A 23,853-nucleotide genomic window follows, 5' to 3' on the forward strand; every position below is an offset into this window, starting at 1 on the left:
TGCACAGGCGGCCGCGTCCTGCGGCCGCCGGCACTCCTCATCAACCCGCACCGGCCGGCTCCGTCCGGCGCCGCTCCTGACGAGCGTTCTAGCAAGACGAAGGATTTCATGAAACGTTTCGCCTTTTCATCTCGCGCCATCCAGGTTTCGGTGGTGGCGCTGGCGCTGGGCGCGCTCGCCGGCTGCGATACGCTGAACGACTATCTGGCTCCTGACCGCGTCAACTACAAGAACACGGGTTCGGCGCCGCCGCTCGCGGTGCCGAGCGACCTGAAGCCGGTGCCGACGACTCAGCAGTTCGTCGCGCCGCCGAGCAACGCAGGTCTCGGCACGCTGCCGCCGCGGGCGACGACGGCCGCCGGCAACGCGACCGACGGCGTCCCGAGCGCGCAGGACCCGCTCGGCATGCATATCGAGCGCGACGGCGACCGCCGCTGGCTCGTCGTCGACGGGCGCACGCCCGAGCAGCTGTGGCCGATCCTGAAGGAGTTCTGGCAGGAGAACGGCTTCTCGCTGAAGACCGACGCACCGTCGACCGGCATCATGGCCACCGACTGGGCCGAGAACCGCGCGAACATTCCCGACGACTGGTTCCGTCGCACGATCGGCAAGGTCATCGATTTCGCATACTCGTCCGGCACGCGCGACCGTTTCCGTACGCTCGTGAACCGCACGTCGAACGGCAACACCGACATCTCGATCACGCACAGCGCGATGGAGGAAATGATGGTCGGTCCGCAGGGCGGCACGTCGTCGCGCTGGGAAGAGCGTCCGCGCAATCCGGTGCTCGAGGCCGTGTTCCTGTCGAAGCTGATGCAGAAGTTCGGCCTGAGCGACGCGCAGGCGAAGCAGCTGCTGACGGACGCGCGTCCGGCGACGGCGCCGGCGCAGGTCGGCGACGCGAGCAGCGGCGCCGCGACGCTGCAACTGGCTGAATCGTTCGACCGCGCATGGCTGCGCGTCGGTCTCGCGCTCGACCGCACCAATTTCGCTGTCGACAATCGCGATCGCGAGAAGGGCCTGTACACGGTCCGCTACGCGAACACGATGGAAGAGCTCAAGCGCGACGGCCTGTTCGGCAAGCTGTTCTACGGCGGCCCGGCGGCGGCCAAGCCCGGCAAGGAATACCTCGTCAACGTGCGCGCCCAGGGCAGCGGCACGCAGGTCGCGGTGGTCGACGCCAGCGGCAAGGTCGACAACTCGTCGGACGCACAGCGGATCATTTCGCTGCTGCACGCCGAACTGAACTGAACGCGTGCGCTTCGCCAGCCTCGGTAGCGGCAGCGAAGGCAACGCACTGGTCGTCGAGGTCGCGAGCGGCACGACGACCACCCGCGTGCTGCTCGACTGCGGTTTTTCAGCGAAGGAGGTCGAGCGCCGCCTCGGCCGCCTGAATCTTGGCATCGACGATCTCGATGCAATCCTCGTTACCCATGAACACAGCGACCACGTCGGCAGCGCGCTGACGCTCGCGCGGCGCGGGTCGCTGCCGCTCTACATGAGCTGGGGCACCGCGCGCGCGGTGGGCGCGGACGAGGCCGATGTCGATCTCCACGTGTTGTGGGGCGACGAGACGGCCGCGATACGCGATCTGGCCGTGATGCCCTATACGGTGCCCCACGACGCGCGGGAGCCGCTCCAGTTCGTCTTCATGGACGGTTGCCGCCGGCTCGGCGTGCTGACCGACGTCGGAATGGCCACGCCGCACATCACGTCCGTCCTGAGCGGCTGTGACGCGCTGGTGCTCGAATCCAACCACGATACCGCGATGCTGGCCGGCAGCCGCTATCCGCAGTCCCTGAAGGCGCGGATCGGCGGCAATCACGGCCACCTGAGCAACGATGCCGCCGCCGGCATCCTCGCGTCGCTCGAACGCAGCCGCCTCCAGCATCTGGTCGCGGCGCACCTGAGCCAGCAGAACAATCGGCCCGAGCTGGCCCGCCAGGCATTTGCCGGCGTGCTGGGAACGGACGGGGAAGAGGTGGTCGTCGCCACGCAGGACGCGGGCTTCGACTGGCTGACGCTCGGCTGAGCGGCGCAAGCGGGGGCGGGGCGGCGTCTTGGCCGTCCTGGCTGCCGGGCGCGATGCGGAACCGACAGACATAAAAAAACCGGCCCAGAGGGCCGGTTTTTTTTCAGCTGATGCTGAGGCTTACTGGCTTGCGCCCGAAGCCGGAGCAGCCGTCGCTGCCGAAGCAGCCGACGCCACAGCAGCAGCTGCATCGCTCGCAGCAGCCGAAGCCGACGAAGCAGCAGCCGAAGCGTCGCTCGCAGCACCAGCAACTGCCGAAGCAGCCGACGAAGCAGCAGCCGATGCGTCGCTAGCAGCCGACGAAGCAGCTTGATCAGCGCTCTTGTTGCAAGCAGCCAGTGCAACAGCAGCCAACAGGGAAGCTACGAGGAGGGATTTCTTCATGATCACGTCCTTTTATGGTTAAAGGTAAGCAACAGCGCGAAACAATACCGGTAATGTGCTCCAACACCGACCTGGGCCGCTGGTGGAGACGCACTTCTAGAGCGTGAATCTTCCCTACGGCTTGGGCGGAAATTATATGCACTTTCCTATCGACCGTCGACAAATGCGGGGTCAATACGTTGTCTTTCCCATACAGAATTTGATCTGCATGGGCATACGGGGCAACTCACTAAATCCGGTTTCCGACCCGTATCCAGCCCGCACAATACCACTCGTGCAGCAAGGCTGTCATGGAGGGAGCCCGGGAGAGTGTTACAAACCGTTTCGCCTCCATATAGCGCAGATTGGCCAGTTCGGGCAGCCATTCGCCGGCTTGCTCGAGCGGTTCTTCTTCACCATTAATGAAGTACGATCGCGCGTTATACATCAATGCGGCCCTTCTGTCGAGATATACGCCACGGCGAGAAGCCTGCGTGACGAATGCTGCCTCGGACAGCGGGCGTGCCGGCGGCTCGAATACCACGCTCGACTTCGGCTCGCTGAGGTAGCAGCCGAGGAATTCAGCGACGTCGCGCTTGCGCCAGCGGATCGCATCGACGATCTCGGCGACGCGCTCGACCATCGCCGGCGGCAGTTGCGCCGGCGTGTCGACCGCCGGCTGCTTCGGGTCGCGGTAGAGCGCGTCGCCGCGACCATCACGCAGGCCGCCGCGTTCCGCGAGGTAGTACAGGAATTGCGCGCCCAGCTCGCCCGCGGACGGTGCCCGAAAGCCGATCGAGCAGGTCATGCATTCGCCTTCGGCCACGCCGTCGTGCGCGATGTGCGGCGGCAGGTACAACATGTCGCCCGGCTCCAGCACCCACTCGTCGCTCGGCTCGAAATGCTCGAGGATCTTCAGCGGCACGTCGGGCTGCAGCGACAGATCCTTCTGCGCGCCGATGCGCCAGCGGCGCCGGCCTTCGACTTGCAGCAGGAACACGTCATACGAGTCGAAGTGCGGGCCGACGCCGCCGCCGTCCGTCGCGTACGAAATCATTAGATCGTCGAGGCGCGCGTCCGGGATGAAGCGGAAGCGGTCGAGCAGCGCGCGGGCCGCGTCGACGTGCAGGTCGAGCCCCTGCACGAGCAGGGACCAGGACTTGCGCGACACGGCGGGCAGCGCGTCGGGCTCGAATGGGCCGTGCGCGAGTTGCCACTTGTTACGAAAATGGGTGATCAGTCGCGATTCGGCGTCATAGTCGGCTGCCAGTTCGAACAGCGCGTCGCGCGTGACCGGCGGCTTCACGCCAGGGATCGCCTGACGGATCAGCAGCGGCTTTTTCTGCCAGTAGCGGCGCATGAATTGCGCCGGGGAGAGACCGCCGAGCAGCGGTGTGGGAAGATCGGAAGGAGGCGCGCCGAGCGGGGCGGCAGCGGCATCCCGCGGTTCGGCTTGAGACCGGTTGCGCATCGTATAATGAGACTTGTATTTGGGAGAATTGGATGAAAATCGCAAAAAACACCGTCGTGTCTGTCACTTACAAGTTGTCGGATGCACAAGGCAACCTGATCGAGGAAAGCGACGAGCCGATGGTCTATCTGCACGGCGGCTATGATGGCACGTTCCCCAAGATCGAGGAACAGCTCGACGGCCACGAGCCCGGTTACCAGGCACAGGTTCAGCTCGAGCCGCAAGACGCGTTCGGCGACTACGATCCCGAACTCGTGAAGATCGAGCCGCGCGATCGTTTTCCCGAGCCGCTCGAAGTGGGCATGCAGTTCGAAGGCACGCCGGAAGACGGCGACGAGGAAGTGGATTCGCTGATCTACACGGTCACCGACGTCGCCGAAGACAAGGTCGTGCTCGACGGCAATCACCCGCTCGCGGGCATGGCGCTGCGTTTCGCGCTCACGGTCAAGGACGTTCGCGAAGCGACCGAGGACGAGATCGAGCATGAGCACGCGCACGGCGCGGAAGGCCTCGAAATCGTCGACGAGGACGAAGACGAGGACGGCGACACGCCCTCAGGGCGGACTCTGCACTGAGCTGGCGGGCAGGCCGGGCGCCGGCCCTGAAGGAGAGGGCGGCGCACCCGGCGTCGTGCCGTCGCCTTGCAGCGGCGGCGCGACCGACGATGAGTCGGGCAATGCCGGCAACGCCGGAATTTCCGGCATTTGCGGCAGCGGCACATCGTCGCGTGGCGCAGCCGGCAGCGCGGGCGGGATCGGCAGGTTCTTCGGCACGTCCTGCAGGCTCACGTTGAAGATCGTCTGCCGTGCCGGCGACACGCTCACCTTCACCCACTGATTCGCCGGATGGCGCGGTCCGATCGCGACGCGCGTCACATTTCCCACCAGCACACCGTCGTCCGCATGCAGCGGGCGATCGATCAGGAAGCCGTTCGCAAGCGGCTCGCTGCTCGCGTGCATCACCAGGATCGGCCCGCGGAAAGTCGCCGCCGCCTTCACCAGCGTTCGTTTCAGCTCGCGGAAGCCATCACGGACGCGCGGCCGGTTGAAGCGCAGCCACGCAAAGCGTTCGGCTCGCTCATAGCGATCGAACTGCGGATCGCCTTCGAAAATCACCACCATCGCGCGCGCTTCGCGCCGCTTCGCATATTCGGCCGCATGGTCGATCCAGAAGCCGTTCGCGATGATGCGGTCCTCGAATTCACCATTGCGGCCGCCGGCCGTCAGGTAATGGTTGTTCGGCGCCGGTGCGTTCACCGCGACGTAGACGACGTCGTCATGCATCCAGCGCGCGTTTTCGCGATATGGCCGGAACCGGGCGACTTCGCTTTCACGCGTGATCTGCAACGCGCCGGCGTCGGGCAGCGCCGCGTCGGCAAGCAGCGTCTGCCGCAGGAAGTCCAGACGTTCCACCGGATCGTAGCCGCCGCCGGCCGCGGTGTTGCATGTCACCCAGTCGTCGTGGCCGGGAATGAACACGAGCGGCACGCGCGACGCGTCGAGGATCGCGCCGCGCTGCGTATACAGCGCGTCGCGGCACGCTTCCTTCGTGCCCTTGATGTCGCCTGCATAGACGACGAAAGCCAGATTGCGCTCGCGCGCGATCGATTCGAATAGTCGCTGCGCGGCCGGTTCGTCGGCCGGCGCGGCGATCACGCCCGATACGATCGCGAACGAGTAGGGTGCGGCAGCACGCTTGGGCGGCGCGGCCAGCGCGCCGGCCTGCGCCAGCGCGAGCACCGCCGCGATCAGCGCGGCGGCTGCGGCGCGGGCCGGCCGGCCCGACGGGAGGCGTTTAGGCGTGCCCGTCGGCATCGTGCGAGCGGACGAGCGTGCGCAGTTCGTACAGCAGGTCGAGCGCGTCGCGCGGCTTGAGGTCGTCAGGATCGATGTCGCGCAGCTTTTCGAGCGCCGGGTGCGGGATGGCGGACACCGCCGGCGCATCCGCGCATTCGAGTTCGTCGGCCGCGGCGGGCGGCGCGCTGAAGAGATCGAGCTGCGGCGTGTTCTGCGTGGCCGACTGCTGTTCGAGATACGCGAGATGCTTGCGTGCGGCACGGATCACCGGCGCCGGTACGCCCGCGAGCTGCGCAACCTGCAGCCCGTAGCTCTGGTTCGCCGGACCATCGTTGACTGCGTGCAGGAACACGATGCCGTGGCCGTGCTCGACGGCCGACAGGTGGACGTTCGCCGCTTGCGAGAATTCGGCCGGCAGTTGCGTCAGCTCGAAGTAGTGCGTCGCGAACAGCGTGTAGCAGCCGTTTTGCGCGAGCAGGTGACGCGCGATGGCCCACGCAAGCGCGAGGCCGTCGAACGTCGACGTGCCGCGGCCGATTTCATCCATCAGCACGAGGCTTTGGGGCGTCGCGTCGTTGAGGATCGCGGCGGCTTCGGTCATCTCGACCATGAAGGTCGAGCGGCCGCCGGCGAGGTCGTCGGCCGCGCCGATCCGCGTGAAGATGCGGTCGATCGGCCCGAAGCAGGCCGACTTCGCGGGCACGTAGCTGCCGACATACGCCATCAATGCGATCAGCGCCGTCTGGCGCATGAACGTCGACTTACCGCCCATGTTCGGGCCGGTGATCAGCAACAGCTTGCGCTCGGCGCCGAACCGGCAGTCGTTCGCGATGAACTGCTCGACCTGCGCTTCCACGACCGGATGGCGCCCCTGTTCGATCTCGATGCCGATTTCGTCGGTGAAGGTCGGTGCGACCCAGTCGAGCGTGCGGGCACGCTCGGCGAATGCGGCGAGCACGTCGAGCTCCGCGAGCGCCGACGCGACGCGCTGGCATTCGGGAATGAACGGCAGCAGCGCCTGCAGCACGCCGTCGTACAGCGCGCGCTCGCGGGCCAGGGCGCGTTCCTGCGCGGACAGCGCCTTGTCCTCGAAGGTCTTCAGTTCGGGCGTGATGTAGCGCTCGGCATTCTTCAGCGTCTGGCGGCGGCGATAGTCGTCGGGCACCTTGTCAGTCTGGCCGCGCGTGACCTCGATGTAGAAGCCGTGCACCTTGTTGTATTCGACGCGCAGGTTCGCGATGCCCGTGCGGGTGCGCTCGCGCGCTTCGAGATCGATCAGGAACTGGCCGCAGTTCTCGGAGATGTCGCGCAGCTCGTCGAGCTCCGCGTCGTAGCCGCGCGCGATCACGCCGCCGTCGCGCACCATCGCGGCCGGCTCGGGGGCGATCGCGCTCGTCAGCAGGTCGAGGCATTCGGCGGGCGGTGCGAGCGCCGCGTCGACGCGCGTGAGCGCATCCGCGTTCGCGACGATCGCGCTGATGCGCTCACGCAGTGCCGGCAGCGCGGCGAACGTGTCGCGCAGGCTCGACAGGTCGCGCGGCCGCGCGGACAGCAGCGCGAGACGCCCGGTGATCCGTTCGACGTCGGCGATCTGGCGCAGCGCGCTGCGCAGTGCGTCGAGGCTCGCGTCCGCGGGCGCATCGAGCAGTGCGCCGATCGCTTGCTGGCGCGATTGCGCGGCGACCGACGCGCGCGGCGGGTGATGCAGCCAGTGACGCAGCAGGCGGCTGCCCATCGTCGTGCAGCACGTGTCGAGCAGCGAGTACAGCGTCGGCGATTCCGTGCCGCGCAGCGTTTCGGTCAGCTCGAGGTTGCGGCGTGTCGCCGGATCGAGCCCGATGTATTCCGTTTCGTTCTCGACCTTCAGGCTGCGCACGTGACGCAGTTGCTGGCCCTGCGTGGCCGCCGCGTACAGCAGCAGCGCGCCCGCGGCGCCGCAAGCGCTCGTCAGCGAATGCGCGCCGAAGCCGTCGAGGCCGGCGACGTCGAGCTGGTCGCACAGGCGCTGCGTGCCCGAGGCGATGTCGAAGTGCCATGCCGGCACGCGCTTGATCGCGCCGGCGCCCGCGGGCACCGCGTCGGTTGCGCCGTCCGCCGTCAGGATCTCGGCCGGCCGGATGCGTTCGAGCGCGGCGCCGAGCTGGTCGGGTTCGATTTCGGCGAGCCGCAGTGCGCCGCTCGCGAGGTTCAGCCACGCGAGGCCGATGTTGACCGCGACGCCACGCTTGTTGTGGCCCGTGCACATTGCAAGCAGGTAGACGTCGTTCTTGTCGGACAGCAAGGCGGCATCGGTCAGCGTGCCGGGCGTGACGACGCGCACGACCTTGCGCTCGACCGGCCCCTTCGACGTGGCCGGGTCGCCGATCTGCTCGCAGATCGCGACCGATTCGCCCATCTTCACGAGCTTCGCCAGATACTGTTCGACCGCGTGGTGCGGGACGCCGGCCATCTTGATCGGCGTGCCGGCTGATGCGCCGCGTTGCGTGAGGGTCAGGTCGAGCAGGCGCGCGGCTTTCTCCGCGTCTTCGAAGAACAGCTCGTAGAAGTCGCCCATCCGGTAGAAGACGAGCGTGTCGGGGTGATCGGCCTTGATGCGCAGGTACTGCTGCATCATCGGGGTGTGGCCAGCAAAGGCCTCGGGCGACAGCGTGGTCATAGATCCGGCGTAAAGTTGTTGCTTGAGTTGCCCGAGTTTACCAGTGGCCCGGATGGGCAAGCGCGAAGTTCGCCGTTTGGCCAGTTGCGGGGTTGGGGAATCGGCAGCGACGGCGGGCCTGCCATCAGATATCAGGCAACCTGTTTCCTTCTGTCGGCGATCGATCCGGATTCGCTGTACCCGTGCCTCGAGGTTCAATTCCGACGATAAACCGTCATCTCTTGCGCGCGGTCAGGGTTTTGATTCGTCGAAGCGATTGCTCGAAGCCGTCTTTGTAAGGAAGAATCACGCCGGATAAACTTCAAAGCCGATTCAATCAAAAGGGAAGTGACGGCAAAGGGTTACCGTCAGGAATGTGGCGTAAGTTACCGCGTAGCTTTTGAGTTAAAGCCTTAATTATTAAGGCGCAGGTACTCCTGCATCATTGGGGTGACGTTGGCAGCGACGGTGGTGGGTCTTGTGCCCATCCAACCGCGAAAAATCGCTTCGGCGGCCGAGTTTATCCCTGCTTTGACGGGTAACCACGAAGTTCGCTTTGACATTGGTTCCGGCACATTGGCAGTAGCAGCTTCGCGCGCGTCCGCCCGTCCGCTGGAGAGACAAAGTTCTGCTGAGTTCACGGGATAGCGGGCATTCGACGGCCGGATTATGCGTCGCTTTCGATGTAATTGCGCCGGTCCCCGGTATTCACTTAATATCGCGCAAGTACGACAGAAGCACCCGTCGGTCATTCTGTTATGAGGGCGACATGCGTCTAGCTGATTTCATTGTTAGGAACATAGAGCCGATCCTGGTGCAGTGGGAAGCGTTTGCCGCCACGCTGCTACCAGCCGCCAGGAGCATGGACTCGCTCGCGCTGCGGGACCACGCGCGCCAGATCCTGGAGGCCGTAGCCAAGGACATAACGACCCCGCAAACAAGGGCAGAGCAACATGAAAAATCGTTGGGGCGCGCGCCCCAGCCGGTGAAGGCCACGGAGACGGCCGCGCAGACGCATGCCGTTCTGCGCGCCCGGCGGGGCTTTAACATCAACCAGTTGGCGGCCGAGTATCGGGCGCTGCGTGCCAGTGTGCTGCGCTTATGGATCGACGAGTGCAAGCCGAGCCCGCCTGATCTGGACGACATGATTCGCTTCAATGAAGCGATAGATCAGGCGCTGGCGGAATCGCTTGCTTTCTTCGCCGAACAGGTCGAGCAGTCGCGCAACTTGTTGCTCGGTATGCTGGGTCACGACATGCGGACGCCGCTGCAGACCATTCACGTAACAGCGGCCTATCTTGCCGCGCTCAATGCGGGGGAGGCGGTATCCGACGCTGCCGCCCGGCTGATCAGAAGCGGTAGCCGCATGCAGGGCCTCCTTGACGATCTCTGCGATTTCAATCGGACCCAGCTTGGGGTAGGCATCAACGTCGTTCCACGCAATATCGATCTCGCCCGTGTGCTCGCCAATGTGGTCGATGAATTGCAAGTGGCTCATCCCGATCGCGAAATCAATCTCGATGTAAGCGGCGATCTCCGAGGTGACTGGGACGATCAGCGAATGCAGCGGTTGCTGAGCAATCTCGTGGACAACGCCGTCAAGTACGGAACGCCCGAGACACCGGTATGGGTGGCGGCAGCATCGGCTGATGCGGAAGTGCTCATCGAGATCAGGAACAGTGGGCCGGCCATGGATCGGCGCACGCTGGACCGCATCTTCGACCCGCTTCAGCGCGGCGCGCATCAGGCAGACCTGCCCAGCGACGATGTTGGCTTGGGGCTTGGCTTGTTCATCGCCAGCGAAATCGCAAAGGCGCACCACGGTCGTATCGACGCGCGGTCCGATCAGACCGAAACAATATTCGCGGTACGCCTGCCGAAAGGCGTGTGAGGGCAGGGTGCTGCTGACCGAAGGCGATTGCGGGGCGTAGGCCGTGGCGACGGCATTGATGGGAATGCATCATGTCAATCGAGTGGAAGCACCGCGTCGGACTGTTTATCCAGCGTTTCTGGCAGCCCACCAGTGCGTGCATGACCTGCATGCCGGGGAGCTGGGGCAATATCGCGAGCGTTACCCACTGGACTATTGCATTTCATACCGGTCTGCTTACGGGACTCCTGGCGGTACTTTTGACGTTCACGCCCGCCGCGAAACTCTATGGGCATCGATACGGCAATGCGCTGATCGTTGGCATCCTGACAACGTTGGGCGACGCCTACTCGCACACGAGTCACTACCGTATCCCCTATGTCGAGCACATCGTGACGGGTGCAATTTCAGGTCTCTTGACGCTGGCGGCCTCATATCTCTTCGAAGACCGCGCGCGACGCCTTCGGGTGGTATGGGCTCGCGTGTTCGGATAGCTTATCGCTGACCTTTCGAACCCACCGGGTCAAACGTAAAGACGCTCCCGGGTGTAGGTGCGCCTCATGATTGGGCGGCTGCGCATGGACAACGGGGACTCGCGACCGTTACATGCGTCAGCGTCAACCAGCGCCGCGCTGGACCGCTCGAAGCTCGCCATCCGGCCAGTGGTCGGCGATGGCGCGCGGCGGCGATCGGCCGGCAGCGGCCGTGTGGCTCCCGCGCATAAGCGCGACGTTCCCCGTTCAGCCAGTAGCCGCCGATCGCGATTGGTAGTCGCTGACCCAACCCAGCGATTCGATGTGCTTCCCCGACAGGAATTGAAAACCCGCCTTCACCCGGCGCACGCGACCCGCCTGCGCCGAGTCTCCCCAACCAATCAGGACCCGTGCGCCGACACCAGATCGAGCGCCACCGCCTGCGCGACTTCGATCCCGTCGATCGCTGCCGAGTAGATGCCACCCGCATACCCCGCGCCTTCGCCGGCCGGATACAGCCCTTCGACGTTCACGCTCTGGTAATCGTCCTTGCGACGGATCCGGATCGGCGACGACGTGCGCGTCTCCACGCCGGTGAGCACCGCATCGTGCATCGCGAAGCCGGCGATCTTCTTGTCGATCTGCGGCAGCGCTTCACGAATGGCTTCGATCACGTAGTCGGGCAGCGCGGTGCTGAGATCGGTCGGGCGCACGCCAGGCTTGTACGACGGCACCACGGAGCCCAGCGACGTCGACGGCCGGCCCGCGATGAAGTCGCCGACCAGCTGGCCCGGCGCGCTGTAATCGCCGCCGCCGAGTTCGAACGCACGCTCTTCCCACTTGCGCTGGAACGCGATGCCCGCGAGCGGGCCGCCCGGATAATCTTCCGGCGTGATGCCGACGACGATGCCCGCGTTCGCGTTGCGCTCGGCGCGCGAATACTGGCTCATGCCGTTGGTGACTACGCGACCCGGCTCGGAAGTCGCCGCGACCACCGTGCCGCCCGGGCACATGCAGAAGCTGTAGACCGCGCGGCCGTTGCTGCAGTGGTGGACCACCTTGTAGTCGGCCGCGCCGAGCTGCTTGTGGCCCGCGAACTTGCCGAAGCGGCTGCGATCGATCAGCCCCTGCGGATGCTCGATCCGGAAGCCCAGCGAGAACGGCTTCGCTTCGACGTAGACGCCGCGATCGTGCAGCATCTGGAACGTGTCGCGCGCGCTGTGGCCCACGGCCAGCACGACGTGGTCGCAGCGCAGCGTTTCGCCGTTCGACAGCGTCAGCGAGCGCACCTTGCCCTGATCGATCTCGATGTCCTCGACCCGGCTTTCGAAGCGCACTTCGCCGCCCAGTTCATGGATGGTCGCGCGCATCTTTTCCACCATGCTGACGAGGCGGAACGTGCCGATGTGCGGCCGGCTCAGATACAGGATGTCCTCCGGTGCGCCGGCCTTGACGAATTCGTCGAGCACCTTGCGGCCGTAGTGGTGCGGATCCTTGATCTGGCTGTACAGCTTGCCGTCGGAGAACGTCCCGGCCCCGCCTTCGCCGAACTGCACGTTGGACTCGGGATTGAGGACGCTCTTGCGCCACAGGCCGAAGGTGTCCTTGGTGCGCTCGCGCACCGCCTTGCCGCGTTCGAGGATGATCGGACGGAACCCCATCTGCGCGAGGATCAGCCCGGCAAACAGACCGCACGGCCCCATGCCGATGACGACGGGGCGCAGGAAGTTGCCGTGCTCGGGCGCCTTCGCGACGAAGTGGTACGCCATGTCGGGCGTCACGCCGCAATGCGGCGTGGCGGCGAGGCGCGGAAGCACGGACGCTTCGTCCTTGACCTCGACATCGACGATATACGTGAGCTTGATGTCGGAGCGCTTGCGCGCATCGTGCGCACGGCGGAACACCGTGTAACGGAGGAGCCCGTCAGCCGCCACGCCAAGCTCCTCGAGGCGCGCGCGAATCGCGGCCTCGAGGGCGCTCTCGGGGTGATCGAGCGGGAGTTTCAGTTCGCTTAGCCGTAACATGAGTATTCGGATACGGTCGCCACGCGGTGGTGGCGGTGTTGAGACAGGCGGGGGCCGGCGCGCCGGCGGCGGCGTGCGCTGCCTGGGCATTCCCGAAGCCGATCATCCGGCATCGGAAAGCGCGGCACGCGCGGCGGTACACCGGGCCACTCGGGCAATGTCGGGACGGCCGCTCGAAGCGTCCGCTCCGTGAAGAAGATTACTTCGCTCCCCGGACAACGGAAAGGCAACGAGCGCTCCATCATGACGCTGCCAGCGCGTGGTGATGCGCGAGCCGTGCCGCGCGGGCGCGGCCCGGGCTTATTCCGCTGCCGGATGCACGCGGCTGTAGCGGTTCAGGATCGGGATCATCTGCGCATAGATCTTCGGGTTCGCCGCGACGATCTCATGGCGATGCAGGAAGTCGGCGTCGCCCGTGTAGTTGCCGACGAGGCCGCCGGCTTCGGTGATCAGCAGGCTGCCTGCCGCCATGTCCCACACGTTGATGCCTTGCTCGAAGAATGCGTCGAGACGGCCGGCCGCGACGTTCGCGAGGTCGAGCGCGGCCGCGCCCGGACGACGCAGGCCCGTGCAAGCCTGGGTCATTTCGGTGAACAGGCGCGCGTAGGCGTCGAGGCCGTCCTTCTCGCGGAACGGGAAGCCCGTGCCGACCAGCGCGTCCGCCAGGCGGTCGCGACGGCCGACGCGGATGCGGCGGTCGTTCAGGTACGCGCCGCGGCCGCGGGTTGCCGTGAACAGGTCGTTCTTGTTCGGATCGTAGACGACGGCCTGCGTGACGACGCCCTTGTGCTCGAGCGCGATCGACACGCAGTAGTACGGGAAGCCGTGGATGAAGTTGGTCGTGCCGTCGAGCGGATCGATGATCCACTTGAATTCGGATTCGTTCTCGGATTCGCCCGATTCTTCCGCGAGGATCGCGTGGTCGGGGTAGGCGGTCTTCAGCGTCTCGATGATCGCCTCTTCGGCGGCCTTGTCCACTTCGGTGACGAAGTCGTTCTGCTGCTTCTTGCGGATCTCGATCAGGTCGAGGTCGAGGGAGGCGCGATTGATGATCTGTCCGGCGCGGCGCGCAGCCTTGACAGCAATATTGAGCATGGGATGCATGAGCTGGATCCTGTAGCCGGCGGCACGGGCCGCCACGAAGTGGAACACACCGCCTGGAACGGCGCAAAACGTGCCGGGCGAGATGAGACGCGAATTGACAAAGAGCGGGGTACGACCCGCGTCGCACAGGGTGCGACGCGTAAGCGCATGATTTTACCCGATTTTCGAGCGTTTCAGGTGACCGGGATGCGGGGAAACCCCACTGGCCGTCCGGACGGGTGGGTTTGCCGGGGCGATGGCGCTACCATACGGCCATTCCGATGAACCGAGTCACATGTAGTGGAAACTCCGCTGAACCCTGCCGCGCCGTCCGAATCCGGCGCGGCCTCGTCCCCGCCGCCGTCCGGCGGCTTCACGTCCACCCGTTTCGTGCTCGTCGAGCCGAGCCATCCCGGCAATGTCGGGGCGGCCGCCCGCGCGTTGAAGACGATGGGTTTCTCCAGGCTCGTGCTGGTCGCGCCGCGCGTGCCGCACGTGCAGGACGACCCCGAGGCGATCGCGATGGCGAGCGGCGCCGACGACGTCCTGGCGTCCGCGCATGTCGTGCCCACGCTCGGCGACGCGCTGTCCGGCGTCCACTGGTCGATCGCGCTGACCGCCCGCACGCGCGAATACGGGCCGCCGCGGCTGGCGCCGCGCGCGGCCGCCGAGCAGGCGTGCATGCAGGTCGGCGCCGGCGATATCGCGCTCGTGTTCGGCAACGAGCGCACGGGCCTCGCGAACGAGCACGTCGAGCAATGCAGCGCGCTCGCGCACATCCCGGCGAACCCGGCCTACAGCTCGCTGAACCTCGCGCAGGCCATCCAGGTGCTCGCGTACGAACTGCGGGTCGCGTTCCTGGAGCAGGGGAGCGGGCTGCACCACGCGCAGGCCGAGGTCGGTACGCTCGCGCAGAGCGACGAGATCGAGCGGATGTACGCGCACCTCGAGAACGCGCTGGTCGCACTGGATTTCCTCGATCCGCGCAATCCGAAGAAGTTGATGCCGCGGCTGCGGCGCCTGTTCGCGCGCACGGGCCTCGAGCGCGAGGAAGTCAACATCCTGCGCGGCATCGCGAAGCACATCCTGCTGAAGTCCGGTACGCCTGCCGGCGACGCGTAAGCGGCCGGTACGCCGGCGGCCGGTCGCTCAGGCGTTCGGTGGCTGCGTTGCGTCTGAAAAAGGCCGCGCTGCGTTGGCCGCCCGATTACTGCGTCCCGGCCCGCGCGAATCCACCGGCGGGTCGTGTCGCTCGGCGACAACAGGCGCCCCGCGTAAATACCCGCGCCGGCGGCGGGGTGAACGCGCGACGTTGTGCGGCCTCACCCGACTGGCCCTACAATCGCCGGACATCATAAGTAAATGACCCGGCGCGATAACGCCCGGCCTTTTCCCCAGCCCAGACCAGATCATGTTCACTAGACTGCGCGAAGACGTTGCGACGATTCGCGAGCGGGATCCCGCCGCTCGCAGTGCCTGGGAAGTACTGACCTGTTATCCGGGGCTGCACGCGCTCGTGCTCCATCGTTTCGCCCATGCGTGCTGGCGCGCGAAACGCTACTGGCTCGCACGCTTCGCGTCGCAGGCCGGGCGCTTCCTGACGGGGATCGAGATTCACCCGGGCGCGACGATCGGCCGGCGCGTGTTCATCGATCACGGGATGGGTGTGGTGATCGGCGAAACCGCGATCATCGGCGACGACTGCACGATCTATCAGGGCGTGACGCTCGGCGGCACGTCGCTCACGCGCGGCGCAAAGCGCCATCCGACGCTTGAGGCCGGCGTGATCGTCGGCGCGGGCGCGAAGGTGCTCGGCGGTTTCACGGTCGGCGCGGGTGCGAAGATCGGTTCGAACGCGGTCGTCGTGAAGCCGGTGCCGGCAGGCGGCACTGCGGTCGGCAATCCGGCGCGCATCGTGATGCCGGCGCAACCGAAGCCGCAGCCCGAGCGCGCCGCGTTCTGCGCATACGGGATCACGCCGAACGCGGACGACCCGATGTCGCTCGCGATTCACGGGCTGATCGATCACGCGGCGAAGGAAAGCCGGCGCGTCGACGAGATCGTCGCGGCGCTCGAGCAACTCGGCACGCATCTGGAAACGCTGCAGGGCGCGGACGCGGCGCGTCTCGATTTGCGCAGGCTGTCGGCGGTGCTGGAAGGCAAGGCGGTCGAGCGCCAGTCGTAACGCGGCGCGTGCCGGCGGCTGCCGGCAGCGTCGGTCGCGCCGATCGTACCAATCGCGTCAGTCGAGCGGCATCGCGTGGATGCCCTCGGCATCGACGCGCAGATAACCGCCGCGCCGCGGGCCGTGGTCGAGATCCCAGTCGGGCAGTACCCAGCGAATCCCGCCCGGTTCGAGGTGGCGCGCGGGGCGATGCGTGTGGCCGTGAATGATCACGCTCGCGCGGCTCTTCTTGAACAGCGCGGCCACGCCTTCACGCGTGACATCGTAGATCGCCGAAACGGGGCGCATCCGGCCCGCTTCGCTGTTCGAGCGCATCCGCTGGGCGAGCGCGCGGCGCCACCGGAACGGCCATACGAGAAACAGCGCCTGCGCGACGCGATTGCGCGCGAACCGCCGGAACACCTGATAGCCGCGATCGGCGGTGCATTGCGCGTCGCCGTGCGCAAGCACGATGCGCTGGCCAAACGCCATGATCAGCGCCGGGTCGGGCAGCAGCATCGCGCCGGCTGCCTTCATGAAGCGTCGGCCGAGCAGGAAATCGCGATTGCCGTGCATTACGTAGAGCGCGATGCCGCGCTCCGAGAACGTATGCATCAGCGCGGCCATGCGTGCCGCGAACGGATCGTCGTCGAGCACGTCGTCGCCGATCCAGTATTCGAACAGGTCGCCGAGGATGAACACCGAGTCGGCGCTGTCGGCCGTGTATTTCACGAAATGCTCGAACGCGGCGACCGTCTTCGGAATCGCCTCGCTCAGGTGCAGATCGGACAGAAACAGGAACGGGCGTGCGGCTTGCGCGTATTCGCGCTCGCCCGGCACGCCCGCGGAGACGCTTCGCGGCGGACTCTCCTGCAACATCGAAGTGCCTCCGTAACAACCGTGCGTCAGACCACCACGGCCTTTTCGATCACGACGTCGTCGGTCGGCACGTCCTGGTGGAAGCCCGCGTTGCCCGTCTTGACGCCCTTGATCTTGTCGACCACGTCCTGGCCTTCGACGACCTTGCCGAACACCGCGTAGCCCCAGCCCTGCGGCGTCGGCGACGAGTGGTTCAGGAAGTCGTTGTCGTTCACGTTGATGAAGAATTGTGCGGTCGCCGAGTGCGGATCGTTCGTGCGCGCCATCGCGACCGTGTAGTTGTCGTTCTTCAGGCCGTTGTTCGCTTCGTTGTCGATCGGCGCGTCGGTCGGCTTCTGCTTCAGGCCCGGCTCGAAGCCGCCGCCTTGAATCATGAAGCCGTTGATCACGCGGTGGAACACCGTACCGTCATAGTGGCCCTTCTTCACGTAGTTGAGGAAGTTCTCGACCGTCTTCGGTGCCTTCGCGGCGTCCAGCTCGAGCTTGATCACGCCGTGGTTCGTGTGCAGTTCAACCATGATGAATTCCTTGGTAAGGCGGTTTAAATGGCACGCGGCCGGTCGTGCGACGCGGCCGCGTGTGGCGCCGGACGTGCCGGCACGTGCTTATTTCGAGACGATGCTGGCCGATTCGATCAAGACCGGCTGGGCCGGCACGTCCTGCATCGGGCCGCGCGAGGTCGTCGCCACGCCTTCGATCTTCTTCACGACGTCGAGGCCGGACACGACCTTGCCGAACACCGCATAGCCGTTGCCGTCCGGGTTCGGGTAGTCGAGGCCGCTGTTGTCGACCGTGTTGATGAAGAACTGCGCGGTGGCCGAGTTCGGATCGCTGGTACGCGCCATCGCGATCGTGCCCGTCAGGTTCTTCAGACCATTGCGGCTTTCCAGCGGGATCGGCGCGCGGGTCGGCTTCTCCTCGAAGTTGGTCTTGTAGCCGCCGCCCTGGATCATGAAGCCCTTGATCACGCGATGGAAGATCGTGCCGTTGTACTGGCCGGCCTTCACGTAATCGAGGAAGTTGGCGACCGTCTTCGGCGCCTTCTCCGGGTAGAGCTCGACGCGGATGTCGCCCTGCGAGGTCTTCAGCTGCACGACGGGGTGCGTGGTAGCCGATTGCGCGAAAGCAGGCGCGGTCGCGAGAAGGGCGGCGCCGCCAAGCGCCAGCAACAGACGTTTCATTGCGATCCTCAGGTTGGGAGGGAAAGAAGGCCGCGCCGCTTATTTCGACGGCGCGACGTACGGCGCCGCCAGTGCGCCCGACGGACCGCTGAACTGGAACGTCGGCGACATCGGCAGCGTGGTGGTGCTCACGTTCGCGGCGGCGCGATCGGTGTACTCGCGCGTGGCGGGCTTCTCCGCGCGGGCGTTCGGCGCGGCTTTCGGCGGAGACACGATCTTCTGCAGATCGGCGAGGCGCTGCGCGGTCGCGCCGCTCGTGCGGCCGAGCGATTGCGCACGCTTGTACGATTCGGCCGCGAGGCGCAGGTAGAGATCGCCGAGATTCTCGTATGCAAGCGAGTAGCTCGGGTTCGATTGCGTCGCGGTGACGAGCGCGCTGCGCGCTTCGTCATAGCGGCCGTGCTTCGCGTAGAGCGCCGCGAGGTTGTTGTACGGCTCGGGCAGTTCGGGGTAGGCCTGCGTGATCGCGACGAACTGCTGGATCGCGTCGTCGTCGCGGTTCAGGCGGGCGAGCACGGTGCCGCGCTTGAACTGCGCCTGCACGTCGTGCGGATTCGCCGCGATGCGCGCGTCGAGTTGCGCGAGCGCCTGCTTCCACTGCTTGCCGGTGATCGACGCGTCGATTTCGGGCGTGCCGTCGGCGGTGGCCGGGGCCTTCTGCGCATGTGCCGCGGGGGCCGCGAAAAGCGTCAGTGCGACGCCCATGACGGCGGTCGCAACGAGGGTCGCAGCGCTCGGCGCGCGGCCGCGATGAGGTTTCATAGGCGTAAATCGGAATGTTATACTCCGAGCCATTCTAACAAAACGTCTGCGCGTTCCGGCGAGCCGTAGACAGTCTTTCTTTGCCTCTCGTGGCCGTCACCGCTGTGCTTGCAGCCTGACCGCCCCATGTGATACCGAGGACACCCGGCGTCGTGCCGCAGCAGGTGGTGCTTCCGTTTCGCATGCTGGGCGAGCTTCGCCAGGGCGGTTTCCTTCGGCTCACGGTTCATCTCTATGGAATCACTGCGCATCTACAACACGCTCGCGCGTGACAAGCAAGTCTTCGTGCCGCGCCAGTCCGGCGAAGTGCGGATGTACGTATGCGGGATCACCGTCTACGACTATTGTCACGTGGGCCACGCGCGCATGCTGGTCGTGTTCGACCTCGTCCAGCGCTGGCTGCGTGCGATCGGCTATCGGGTCACGTACGTGCGCAACATCACCGACATCGAGGACAAGATCATCCGCCGCGCAGTCGAGAACGGCGAGACGATCAAGTCGCTGACCGATCGTTTCATCGGCGCGATGCACGAGGATGAAGCCGCGCTCGGCATCCAGCGGCCCGACCTCGAGCCGCGCGCGACGCAGTTCATTCCGCAGATGCTCGGGATGATCGAGAAGCTCGAGACGAACGGCTACGCGTACCAGGCGGCCGACGGCGACGTCAATTATTCGGTGCGCAAGTTCGCGAACTACGGGAAGCTCTCGGGCAAGTCGCTCGACGACCTGCGCGCGGGCGAGCGCGTCGCCGCGAACGACGCGAAGGAAGATCCGCTCGATTTCGTGTTGTGGAAGCGCGCGAAGGCGGACGACCCGCCAGGCGCGACGTGGGCATCGAAGTACGGGATGGGCCGGCCGGGCTGGCACATCGAGTGCTCCGCGATGGGCTGCACGCTGCTCGGCGAGCATTTCGACATCCACGGCGGCGGGCAGGACCTGCAATTCCCGCACCACGAGAACGAAATCGCGCAGAGCGAAGGCGCGACCGGCCAGACGTTCGTCAATTACTGGATGCACAACGGCTTCGTGCAGGTCGACAACGAGAAGATGTCGAAATCGCTCGGCAACTTCTTCACGATCCGCGAAGTGCTCGAGCGGTACGACGCCGAGGTCATGCGCTTCTTCATCGTGCGCACGCACTACCGGTCGCCGCTCAATTACAGCGACGTGCATCTCGACGATGCGCGCGCGTCGCTCACGCGCCTGTACACGGCGCTGAAGGATGTCGAGCCCGACGCGCTCGCGCTCGACTGGAACGAGCCGCACGCGCAGCGTTTCGCGGCCGCGATGAACGACGACATCAACACGCCGGTCGCGGTGGCGACGCTGTTCGAGCTGGCGGGCGAGGTCAACCGCACGCGCGATGCATCGCTCGCGCGGCAGCTGAAACAACTGGCGGGCCTGCTGGGCCTGCTCGGCCGCGAACCGCGCGCGTTCCTGCAGCAGGCCACCGGTGCCGCGCAGGCCGGCGGGCTCGCAGCCGACGAGATCGAAGCGAAGATCGCCGCGCGTGTCGCGGCGAAACAAGCGAAGGACTATGCCGAAGCGGACCGGATTCGGGCGGAACTGCTCGACGCCGGCATCGCTCTTGAAGACAAACCGGGCGGATCGACCGAATGGCGTCGCGTATGAGCGCGGCGCGTTCCACTGACCGATCCGTCAGGTAGGAGGCAAGATGGCAACGGCAAGAAAAGCGCCGGTCAGGCGCGCGACCCCGGTCGCCGCGCGTCCGGCAGCCAGGCGCGCGCCGGCGGCGAAAACGGACGCGACGCGCGCCGTGCCGAACGGCGCGCTCAACGGTCATGCGAGGCCCGCGCGCGCGAAGAGTGCGGACGCGGCGCAGCCGGAGGCCGCGATGGCGGCCGCCGACGCGGTGCGCAAGGTGCGAGCATCCGAGGCGGCAGCCGACGGCGCCGATGGCGTCGTGCGTCCTGCCTACTGGGACAAGGCGTGCGCCGATCTCGTCAAGCGCGACCGCATCCTGAAGAAACTGATCCCGAAGTTCGGTCCCGCGCATCTCGTGAAGCGCGGCGACCCGTTCGTCACGCTCGCGCGTTCGGTCGTCGGCCAGCAGATCTCGGTGCCGTCCGCGCAGGCGCTGTGGGCGCGCATTGAAGATGCGTGTCCGAAACTCGCGCCGCAGCCGGTCATCCGGCTCGGCGCGGACAAACTGATCGCATGCGGGCTGTCGAAGCGCAAGACGGAATACATTCTCGATCTCGCGCAACACTTCGTGTCCGGCGCGCTGCACGTCGACAAATGGACGTCGATGGACGACGAGGACGTGATCGCGGAACTCACGCAGATCCGCGGCATCAGTCGCTGGACGGCCGAGATGTTCCTGATCTTCAACCTGTCGCGGCCGGACGTGCTGCCGCTCGACGATCCGGGCCTAATCCGCGCGATCAGCGTCAATTACTTCAGCGGGGAGCCCGTCACGCGCAGCGAGGCGCGCGAGGTGGCCGCCAACTGGGAGCCGTGGCGTACCGTCGCGACCTGGTACATGTGGCGCAGCCTCGATGCGCCCGACGCCGATTGATGGCTATCGGGTTTTAAACATCAATAGTTGAGAGCCGGTTTTGCACATCGCCCGCGCGGGTAGAATACGCGCTGCCGCAAGACCCAAGGATTCGAACACATGAAGACCACGTTTCTGGATTTCGAACAGCCGATCGCCGAACTCGAGGCCAAGATCGAGGAGTTGCGATTCGTGCAGGACGACTCGGCTGTCGATATTTCGGAAGAAATCGAGCGGCTGTCGAAGAAGAGCCAGCAACTGACGAAGGATCTCTACGCGAACCTGTCGCCGTGGCAGGTCTCGCAGATCGCGCGTCATCCGCAGCGTCCGTACACGCTCGATTACGTTGCGGAACTGTTTACCGATTTTCACGAGCTGCATGGCGACCGCGCATTCGCGGACGACCTGTCGATCGTCGGCGGTCTCGCGCGCTTCGGCGGCCATCCGTGCATGGTGATCGGCCATCAGAAGGGCCGCGACACGAAGGAGCGCGCGGCGCGTAACTTTGGGATGCCGCGTCCGGAAGGCTATCGCAAGGCCGAGCGCCTAATGCGTCTCGCCGAGAAGTTCGGGCTGCCGATCTTCACGTTCGTCGACACGCCGGGTGCCTATCCGGGCATCGGCGCGGAAGAGCGCGGCCAGTCGGAAGCGATCGGCCGCAATCTGTACGTGATGGCCGAACTGAAGACGCCGATCATCACGACCGTGATCGGCGAGGGCGGTTCGGGCGGCGCGCTCGCGATCGCCGTGGCCGACACCGTGATGATGCTGCAGTTCTCGACCTACTCGGTGATCTCGCCGGAAGGCTGCGCGTCGATCCTGTGGAAGAGTGCCGCGAAGGCGCCCGAGGCCGCGGAAGCACTGGGCCTGACCGCCCATCGCCTGAAGGCGCTCGGTCTGATCGACAAGATCATCAACGAGCCGCTCGGCGGCGCGCACCGCGATCCGAAGGGCATGGCCGCGCTGCTGCGCCGCGCGCTTGCCGATTCGCTGCGCCAGTTCCAGGGCATGAGCATCGATGCGCTGCGCGAGCGCCGCTTCGAACGCCTGATGGCCTACGGCAAGTTCAAGGAAACCACGCCCGGCGCATGACCGGCGTGTTCACATCGCGCGCCGTCCGGCGCGCGTCCCTCTCGTGATCCCCCCGACCGAACTCTTCGCCGACCGCGTCGTACTCGATGCGGTCGGCGTTGCGCTTGCCGATCTGCCGGCCGATGCGCGCATCGCGATCGCGTACAGCGGCGGCCTCGACTCGACCGTGCTGCTCGATGCGGCCGTGCGCGTGGCTGGCGCGTCGCGCTGCGTCGCGCTGCACGTGCATCACGGCCTGAGCGCAAACGCCGATGCATGGGTTGCGCATGCGCAAGCGACGGCCGAGCGGCTCGGTGTCACGTTCGAATCGGAGCGCGTCGACGTGCCGCGCGACAGTGGCCTCGGCATCGAGGCGAGCGCGCGCGAGCGTCGCTATGCGGCGCTCGATGCGATGTGCGAGCGTCACGGCGTGGCGGCGCTGTGGGTCGCGCAGCACGCGGACGACCAGGCCGAGACCGTGCTGCTGCAACTGTTGCGCGGCGCGGGGATCGCGGGTCTGGCCGCGATGGCGCCGCGCTATCGTCCCGACGGCGCGAGCGTCGAGCGCGTGCGGCCGTTCCTGCGATTGTTGCGTGCCCAACTGGAGCGCTACGCGGCGCAGCGTGAGCTCGCGTGGATCGACGACGAATCGAATGCCGACACGCGCTACGCGCGCAATGCGTTGCGCATCGACGTGCTGCCCGCGCTCGCCATGCACTTCCCGGGGTTTCGCGATGCGCTGGGCCGTGCGGCCCAGCATGCGGCCGCCGCGCAGCGGCTGCTCGACGACCTGGCCGAACTGGATTTCGCCGGCGCCGCGCGCGACGACGGCCGCGCGCTGTCGCGCGATGCGCTGGTTGCGTTCGACGACACGCGCGGCGCGAACCTGCTGCGTTTCTGGATGCGCCGGCTCGGCTTGCCCGGTGCGTCGGCAGGCCGGCTCGCGAACATGATGCGGCAACTGCGCGATGCGCACGACGCGCATGCGCTGCGGGTCGATCACGCGGGGCAGTGCCTGCGGCTCTATCGCGATGTCGTGTACTGGGAGGCCGGCGACAGTGCCGACCCGGCCGACGATGGCACCGGGATGCCGCGTCCCGAATCCTCGCTCGCATGGGACGGCCAGGAAGTCTGGCACGTGCCGGCGTGGCGCGGCACGTTCGTGTTCGCGCCGGCCGAGGCCGGCAGCGACGGGGCGGTGCCGGATGCGCTGCTGCGCGGTGCGACGCTCGTCGTGCGCGCCCGGGCGGGCGGCGAGCGGCTGCGTACGTCGCCCGGCGGCCCGGGACGCACGCTGAAGAACCTGTTCCAGGAGCGCGGCGTGCCGGCCTGGCAGCGCGACGTGCCGCTGCTGTTCGCGGGCGACCGGCTCGTCTACGTGCCGCGGCTCGGCGTGAATCATGGCGACGGGCTGGCCGGCGAAGCGCTCTCCGGCAACGGCGGGTGGCGCCGGATCGAGTGGCGTCCCGACTTGCTGATCGCGTAGCGGCGGCGTGCTTGCGGCTGCGCGATCGCGCGCCGGTTTTCACCA

Annotated in this window: 22 protein-coding genes; 12 read left to right on the forward strand and 10 right to left on the reverse strand. The window is 66.4% G+C overall.

The window, feature by feature from the left end:
• The first annotated feature begins 108 nt into the window (after positions 1-108).
• The 3 genes from bamC (at position 109) to SB771_RS08280 (ending at position 2,325) form a co-directional block, all read left to right on the forward strand.
• On the forward strand, positions 109-1,251 hold the full coding sequence (bamC, locus tag SB771_RS08270; RefSeq protein WP_006751603.1) for an outer membrane protein assembly factor BamC: 1,143 nt from the start codon (positions 109-111) through the stop codon (positions 1,249-1,251).
• Positions 1,252-1,255: 4 nt separating this feature from the next.
• Positions 1,256-2,032 (forward strand): MBL fold metallo-hydrolase, encoded by a 777-nt coding sequence (locus SB771_RS08275; RefSeq protein ID WP_165751659.1) that lies wholly within the window; start codon positions 1,256-1,258, stop codon positions 2,030-2,032.
• 110 nt (positions 2,033-2,142) lie between these two features.
• Positions 2,143-2,325 (forward strand): hypothetical protein, encoded by a 183-nt coding sequence (locus SB771_RS08280; RefSeq protein ID WP_011657351.1) that lies wholly within the window; start codon positions 2,143-2,145, stop codon positions 2,323-2,325.
• Positions 2,326-2,345: 20 nt separating this feature from the next.
• Here SB771_RS08280 and SB771_RS08285 read toward each other — a convergent pair whose 3' ends face one another.
• Together SB771_RS08285 and SB771_RS08290 are read right to left on the reverse strand one after the other, a co-directional pair.
• Positions 2,346-2,591, reverse strand: a complete 246-nt coding sequence (locus tag SB771_RS08285) for a hypothetical protein (RefSeq protein ID WP_011657350.1) — start codon at positions 2,589-2,591, stop codon at positions 2,346-2,348.
• Between the two features lie 54 nt (positions 2,592-2,645).
• Positions 2,646-3,866: a cupin domain-containing protein gene (locus SB771_RS08290; protein ID WP_175660486.1), complete on the reverse strand. Its 1,221-nt coding sequence runs from the start codon at positions 3,864-3,866 to the stop codon at positions 2,646-2,648.
• Positions 3,867-3,898: 32 nt separating this feature from the next.
• On the opposite strand from SB771_RS08290, the gene SB771_RS08295 reads away from it, so the two are divergent.
• The gene (locus tag SB771_RS08295; protein ID WP_105834238.1) at positions 3,899-4,441 is read left to right on the forward strand and encodes a peptidylprolyl isomerase; all 543 of its coding nucleotides are present in this window, start codon (positions 3,899-3,901) and stop codon (positions 4,439-4,441) included.
• On the opposite strand, the gene SB771_RS08300 is transcribed toward SB771_RS08295, so the two are convergent.
• Both SB771_RS08300 and mutS read right to left on the reverse strand, forming a co-directional pair.
• Positions 4,421-5,680 carry a hypothetical protein gene (locus SB771_RS08300; protein ID WP_175660487.1) on the reverse strand — a complete coding sequence of 420 codons (1,260 nt, stop codon included), beginning with the start codon at positions 5,678-5,680 and terminating at the stop codon, positions 4,421-4,423. The genes SB771_RS08295 and SB771_RS08300 overlap by 21 nt on opposite strands.
• Positions 5,661-8,318 carry a DNA mismatch repair protein MutS gene (mutS, locus tag SB771_RS08305; protein WP_175660488.1) on the reverse strand — a complete coding sequence of 886 codons (2,658 nt, stop codon included), beginning with the start codon at positions 8,316-8,318 and terminating at the stop codon, positions 5,661-5,663. Before mutS ends, SB771_RS08300 begins: the two co-directional genes overlap by 20 nt.
• Before the next feature lie 748 nt (positions 8,319-9,066).
• Here mutS and SB771_RS08310 point away from each other — a divergent pair.
• Together SB771_RS08310 and SB771_RS08315 are read left to right on the forward strand one after the other, a co-directional pair.
• A complete protein-coding gene (locus SB771_RS08310; protein ID WP_175660489.1) occupies positions 9,067-10,188 on the forward strand; it encodes a sensor histidine kinase in 1,122 nt (373 codons plus the stop codon).
• Between the two features lie 71 nt (positions 10,189-10,259).
• The gene (locus SB771_RS08315; protein WP_126228138.1) at positions 10,260-10,661 is read left to right on the forward strand and encodes a hypothetical protein; all 402 of its coding nucleotides are present in this window, start codon (positions 10,260-10,262) and stop codon (positions 10,659-10,661) included.
• A 380-nt stretch (positions 10,662-11,041) separates the two neighbouring features.
• Here SB771_RS08315 and SB771_RS08320 read toward each other — a convergent pair whose 3' ends face one another.
• Positions 11,042-12,664, reverse strand: coding sequence for an NAD(P)/FAD-dependent oxidoreductase (locus SB771_RS08320; RefSeq protein WP_175660490.1), 1,623 nt, complete (start codon positions 12,662-12,664; stop codon positions 11,042-11,044).
• Between the two features lie 300 nt (positions 12,665-12,964).
• Complete coding sequence (locus SB771_RS08325) at positions 12,965-13,768, reverse strand: inositol monophosphatase family protein (RefSeq protein WP_006751612.1); 804 nt, start codon at positions 13,766-13,768, stop codon at positions 12,965-12,967.
• 279 nt (positions 13,769-14,047) lie between these two features.
• Between SB771_RS08325 and SB771_RS08330 the strand changes: the two genes are divergently transcribed.
• Entirely contained in the window at positions 14,048-14,869 is an 822-nt protein-coding gene (locus SB771_RS08330) for an RNA methyltransferase (RefSeq protein ID WP_012364188.1), read from the forward strand.
• Between the two features lie 289 nt (positions 14,870-15,158).
• On the forward strand, positions 15,159-15,932 hold the full coding sequence (cysE, locus tag SB771_RS08335; RefSeq protein WP_006751614.1) for a serine O-acetyltransferase: 774 nt from the start codon (positions 15,159-15,161) through the stop codon (positions 15,930-15,932).
• 57 nt (positions 15,933-15,989) lie between these two features.
• Here cysE and SB771_RS08340 read toward each other — a convergent pair whose 3' ends face one another.
• The 4 genes from SB771_RS08340 to SB771_RS08355 form a co-directional block, all read right to left on the reverse strand.
• The gene (locus SB771_RS08340) at positions 15,990-16,790 is read right to left on the reverse strand and encodes a UDP-2,3-diacylglucosamine diphosphatase (protein ID WP_011657341.1); all 801 of its coding nucleotides are present in this window, start codon (positions 16,788-16,790) and stop codon (positions 15,990-15,992) included.
• Positions 16,791-16,816: 26 nt separating this feature from the next.
• Positions 16,817-17,308: a peptidylprolyl isomerase gene (locus tag SB771_RS08345; RefSeq protein WP_006478428.1), complete on the reverse strand. Its 492-nt coding sequence runs from the start codon at positions 17,306-17,308 to the stop codon at positions 16,817-16,819.
• Between the two features lie 87 nt (positions 17,309-17,395).
• Positions 17,396-17,971, reverse strand: coding sequence for a peptidylprolyl isomerase (locus SB771_RS08350; protein ID WP_165751651.1), 576 nt, complete (start codon positions 17,969-17,971; stop codon positions 17,396-17,398).
• 39 nt (positions 17,972-18,010) lie between these two features.
• Complete coding sequence (locus SB771_RS08355) at positions 18,011-18,733, reverse strand: tetratricopeptide repeat protein (protein ID WP_041491212.1); 723 nt, start codon at positions 18,731-18,733, stop codon at positions 18,011-18,013.
• 234 nt (positions 18,734-18,967) lie between these two features.
• Here SB771_RS08355 and cysS point away from each other — a divergent pair, with 234 nt between their 5' ends.
• The 4 genes from cysS to tilS all read left to right on the forward strand — a co-directional run bounded on the left by cysS (position 18,968) and on the right by tilS (position 23,808).
• Positions 18,968-20,365, forward strand: coding sequence for a cysteine--tRNA ligase (cysS, locus tag SB771_RS08360; protein WP_175660491.1), 1,398 nt, complete (start codon positions 18,968-18,970; stop codon positions 20,363-20,365).
• A gap of 43 nt (positions 20,366-20,408) precedes the next feature.
• Positions 20,409-21,272, forward strand: a complete 864-nt coding sequence (locus tag SB771_RS08365; protein ID WP_175660492.1) for a DNA-3-methyladenine glycosylase family protein — start codon at positions 20,409-20,411, stop codon at positions 21,270-21,272.
• 99 nt (positions 21,273-21,371) lie between these two features.
• Complete coding sequence (locus tag SB771_RS08370) at positions 21,372-22,343, forward strand: acetyl-CoA carboxylase carboxyltransferase subunit alpha (protein ID WP_006478433.1); 972 nt, start codon at positions 21,372-21,374, stop codon at positions 22,341-22,343.
• 43 nt (positions 22,344-22,386) lie between these two features.
• Positions 22,387-23,808, forward strand: coding sequence for a tRNA lysidine(34) synthetase TilS (tilS, locus tag SB771_RS08375; RefSeq protein ID WP_175660493.1), 1,422 nt, complete (start codon positions 22,387-22,389; stop codon positions 23,806-23,808).
• The last annotated feature ends 45 nt before the right edge of the window (positions 23,809-23,853 follow it).

The organism is Burkholderia sp. SIMBA_051 (genome assembly GCF_046534915.1).
Taxonomy (GTDB): Bacteria; Pseudomonadota; Gammaproteobacteria; order Burkholderiales; family Burkholderiaceae; genus Burkholderia; species Burkholderia ambifaria.

What these genes read in the sequence shown, in the direction of transcription:
- SB771_RS08280 (WP_011657351.1), top strand. Translation starts at nt 2,143, where the DNA reads ATGCTGAGGCTTACTGGCTTGCGCCCGAAGCCGGAGCAGCCGTCGCTG.
- SB771_RS08340 (WP_011657341.1), bottom strand. Translation starts at nt 16,790, where the DNA reads ATGTTGCAGGAGAGTCCGCCGCGAAGCGTCTCCGCGGGCGTGCCGGGC.
- SB771_RS08325 (WP_006751612.1), bottom strand. Translation starts at nt 13,768, where the DNA reads ATGCATCCCATGCTCAATATTGCTGTCAAGGCTGCGCGCCGCGCCGGA.
- mutS (WP_175660488.1), bottom strand. Translation starts at nt 8,318, where the DNA reads ATGACCACGCTGTCGCCCGAGGCCTTTGCTGGCCACACCCCGATGATG.
- SB771_RS08295 (WP_105834238.1), top strand. Translation starts at nt 3,899, where the DNA reads ATGAAAATCGCAAAAAACACCGTCGTGTCTGTCACTTACAAGTTGTCG.
- SB771_RS08365 (WP_175660492.1), top strand. Translation starts at nt 20,409, where the DNA reads ATGGCAACGGCAAGAAAAGCGCCGGTCAGGCGCGCGACCCCGGTCGCC.
- cysS (WP_175660491.1), top strand. Translation starts at nt 18,968, where the DNA reads ATGGAATCACTGCGCATCTACAACACGCTCGCGCGTGACAAGCAAGTC.
- SB771_RS08345 (WP_006478428.1), bottom strand. Translation starts at nt 17,308, where the DNA reads ATGGTTGAACTGCACACGAACCACGGCGTGATCAAGCTCGAGCTGGAC.
- SB771_RS08350 (WP_165751651.1), bottom strand. Translation starts at nt 17,971, where the DNA reads ATGAAACGTCTGTTGCTGGCGCTTGGCGGCGCCGCCCTTCTCGCGACC.
- SB771_RS08355 (WP_041491212.1), bottom strand. Translation starts at nt 18,733, where the DNA reads ATGAAACCTCATCGCGGCCGCGCGCCGAGCGCTGCGACCCTCGTTGCG.
- SB771_RS08320 (WP_175660490.1), bottom strand. Translation starts at nt 12,664, where the DNA reads ATGTTACGGCTAAGCGAACTGAAACTCCCGCTCGATCACCCCGAGAGC.
- cysE (WP_006751614.1), top strand. Translation starts at nt 15,159, where the DNA reads ATGTTCACTAGACTGCGCGAAGACGTTGCGACGATTCGCGAGCGGGAT.
- SB771_RS08370 (WP_006478433.1), top strand. Translation starts at nt 21,372, where the DNA reads ATGAAGACCACGTTTCTGGATTTCGAACAGCCGATCGCCGAACTCGAG.
- SB771_RS08315 (WP_126228138.1), top strand. Translation starts at nt 10,260, where the DNA reads ATGTCAATCGAGTGGAAGCACCGCGTCGGACTGTTTATCCAGCGTTTC.
- SB771_RS08300 (WP_175660487.1), bottom strand. Translation starts at nt 5,680, where the DNA reads ATGCCGACGGGCACGCCTAAACGCCTCCCGTCGGGCCGGCCGGCCCGC.
- SB771_RS08310 (WP_175660489.1), top strand. Translation starts at nt 9,067, where the DNA reads ATGCGTCTAGCTGATTTCATTGTTAGGAACATAGAGCCGATCCTGGTG.
- bamC (WP_006751603.1), top strand. Translation starts at nt 109, where the DNA reads ATGAAACGTTTCGCCTTTTCATCTCGCGCCATCCAGGTTTCGGTGGTG.
- SB771_RS08290 (WP_175660486.1), bottom strand. Translation starts at nt 3,866, where the DNA reads ATGCGCAACCGGTCTCAAGCCGAACCGCGGGATGCCGCTGCCGCCCCG.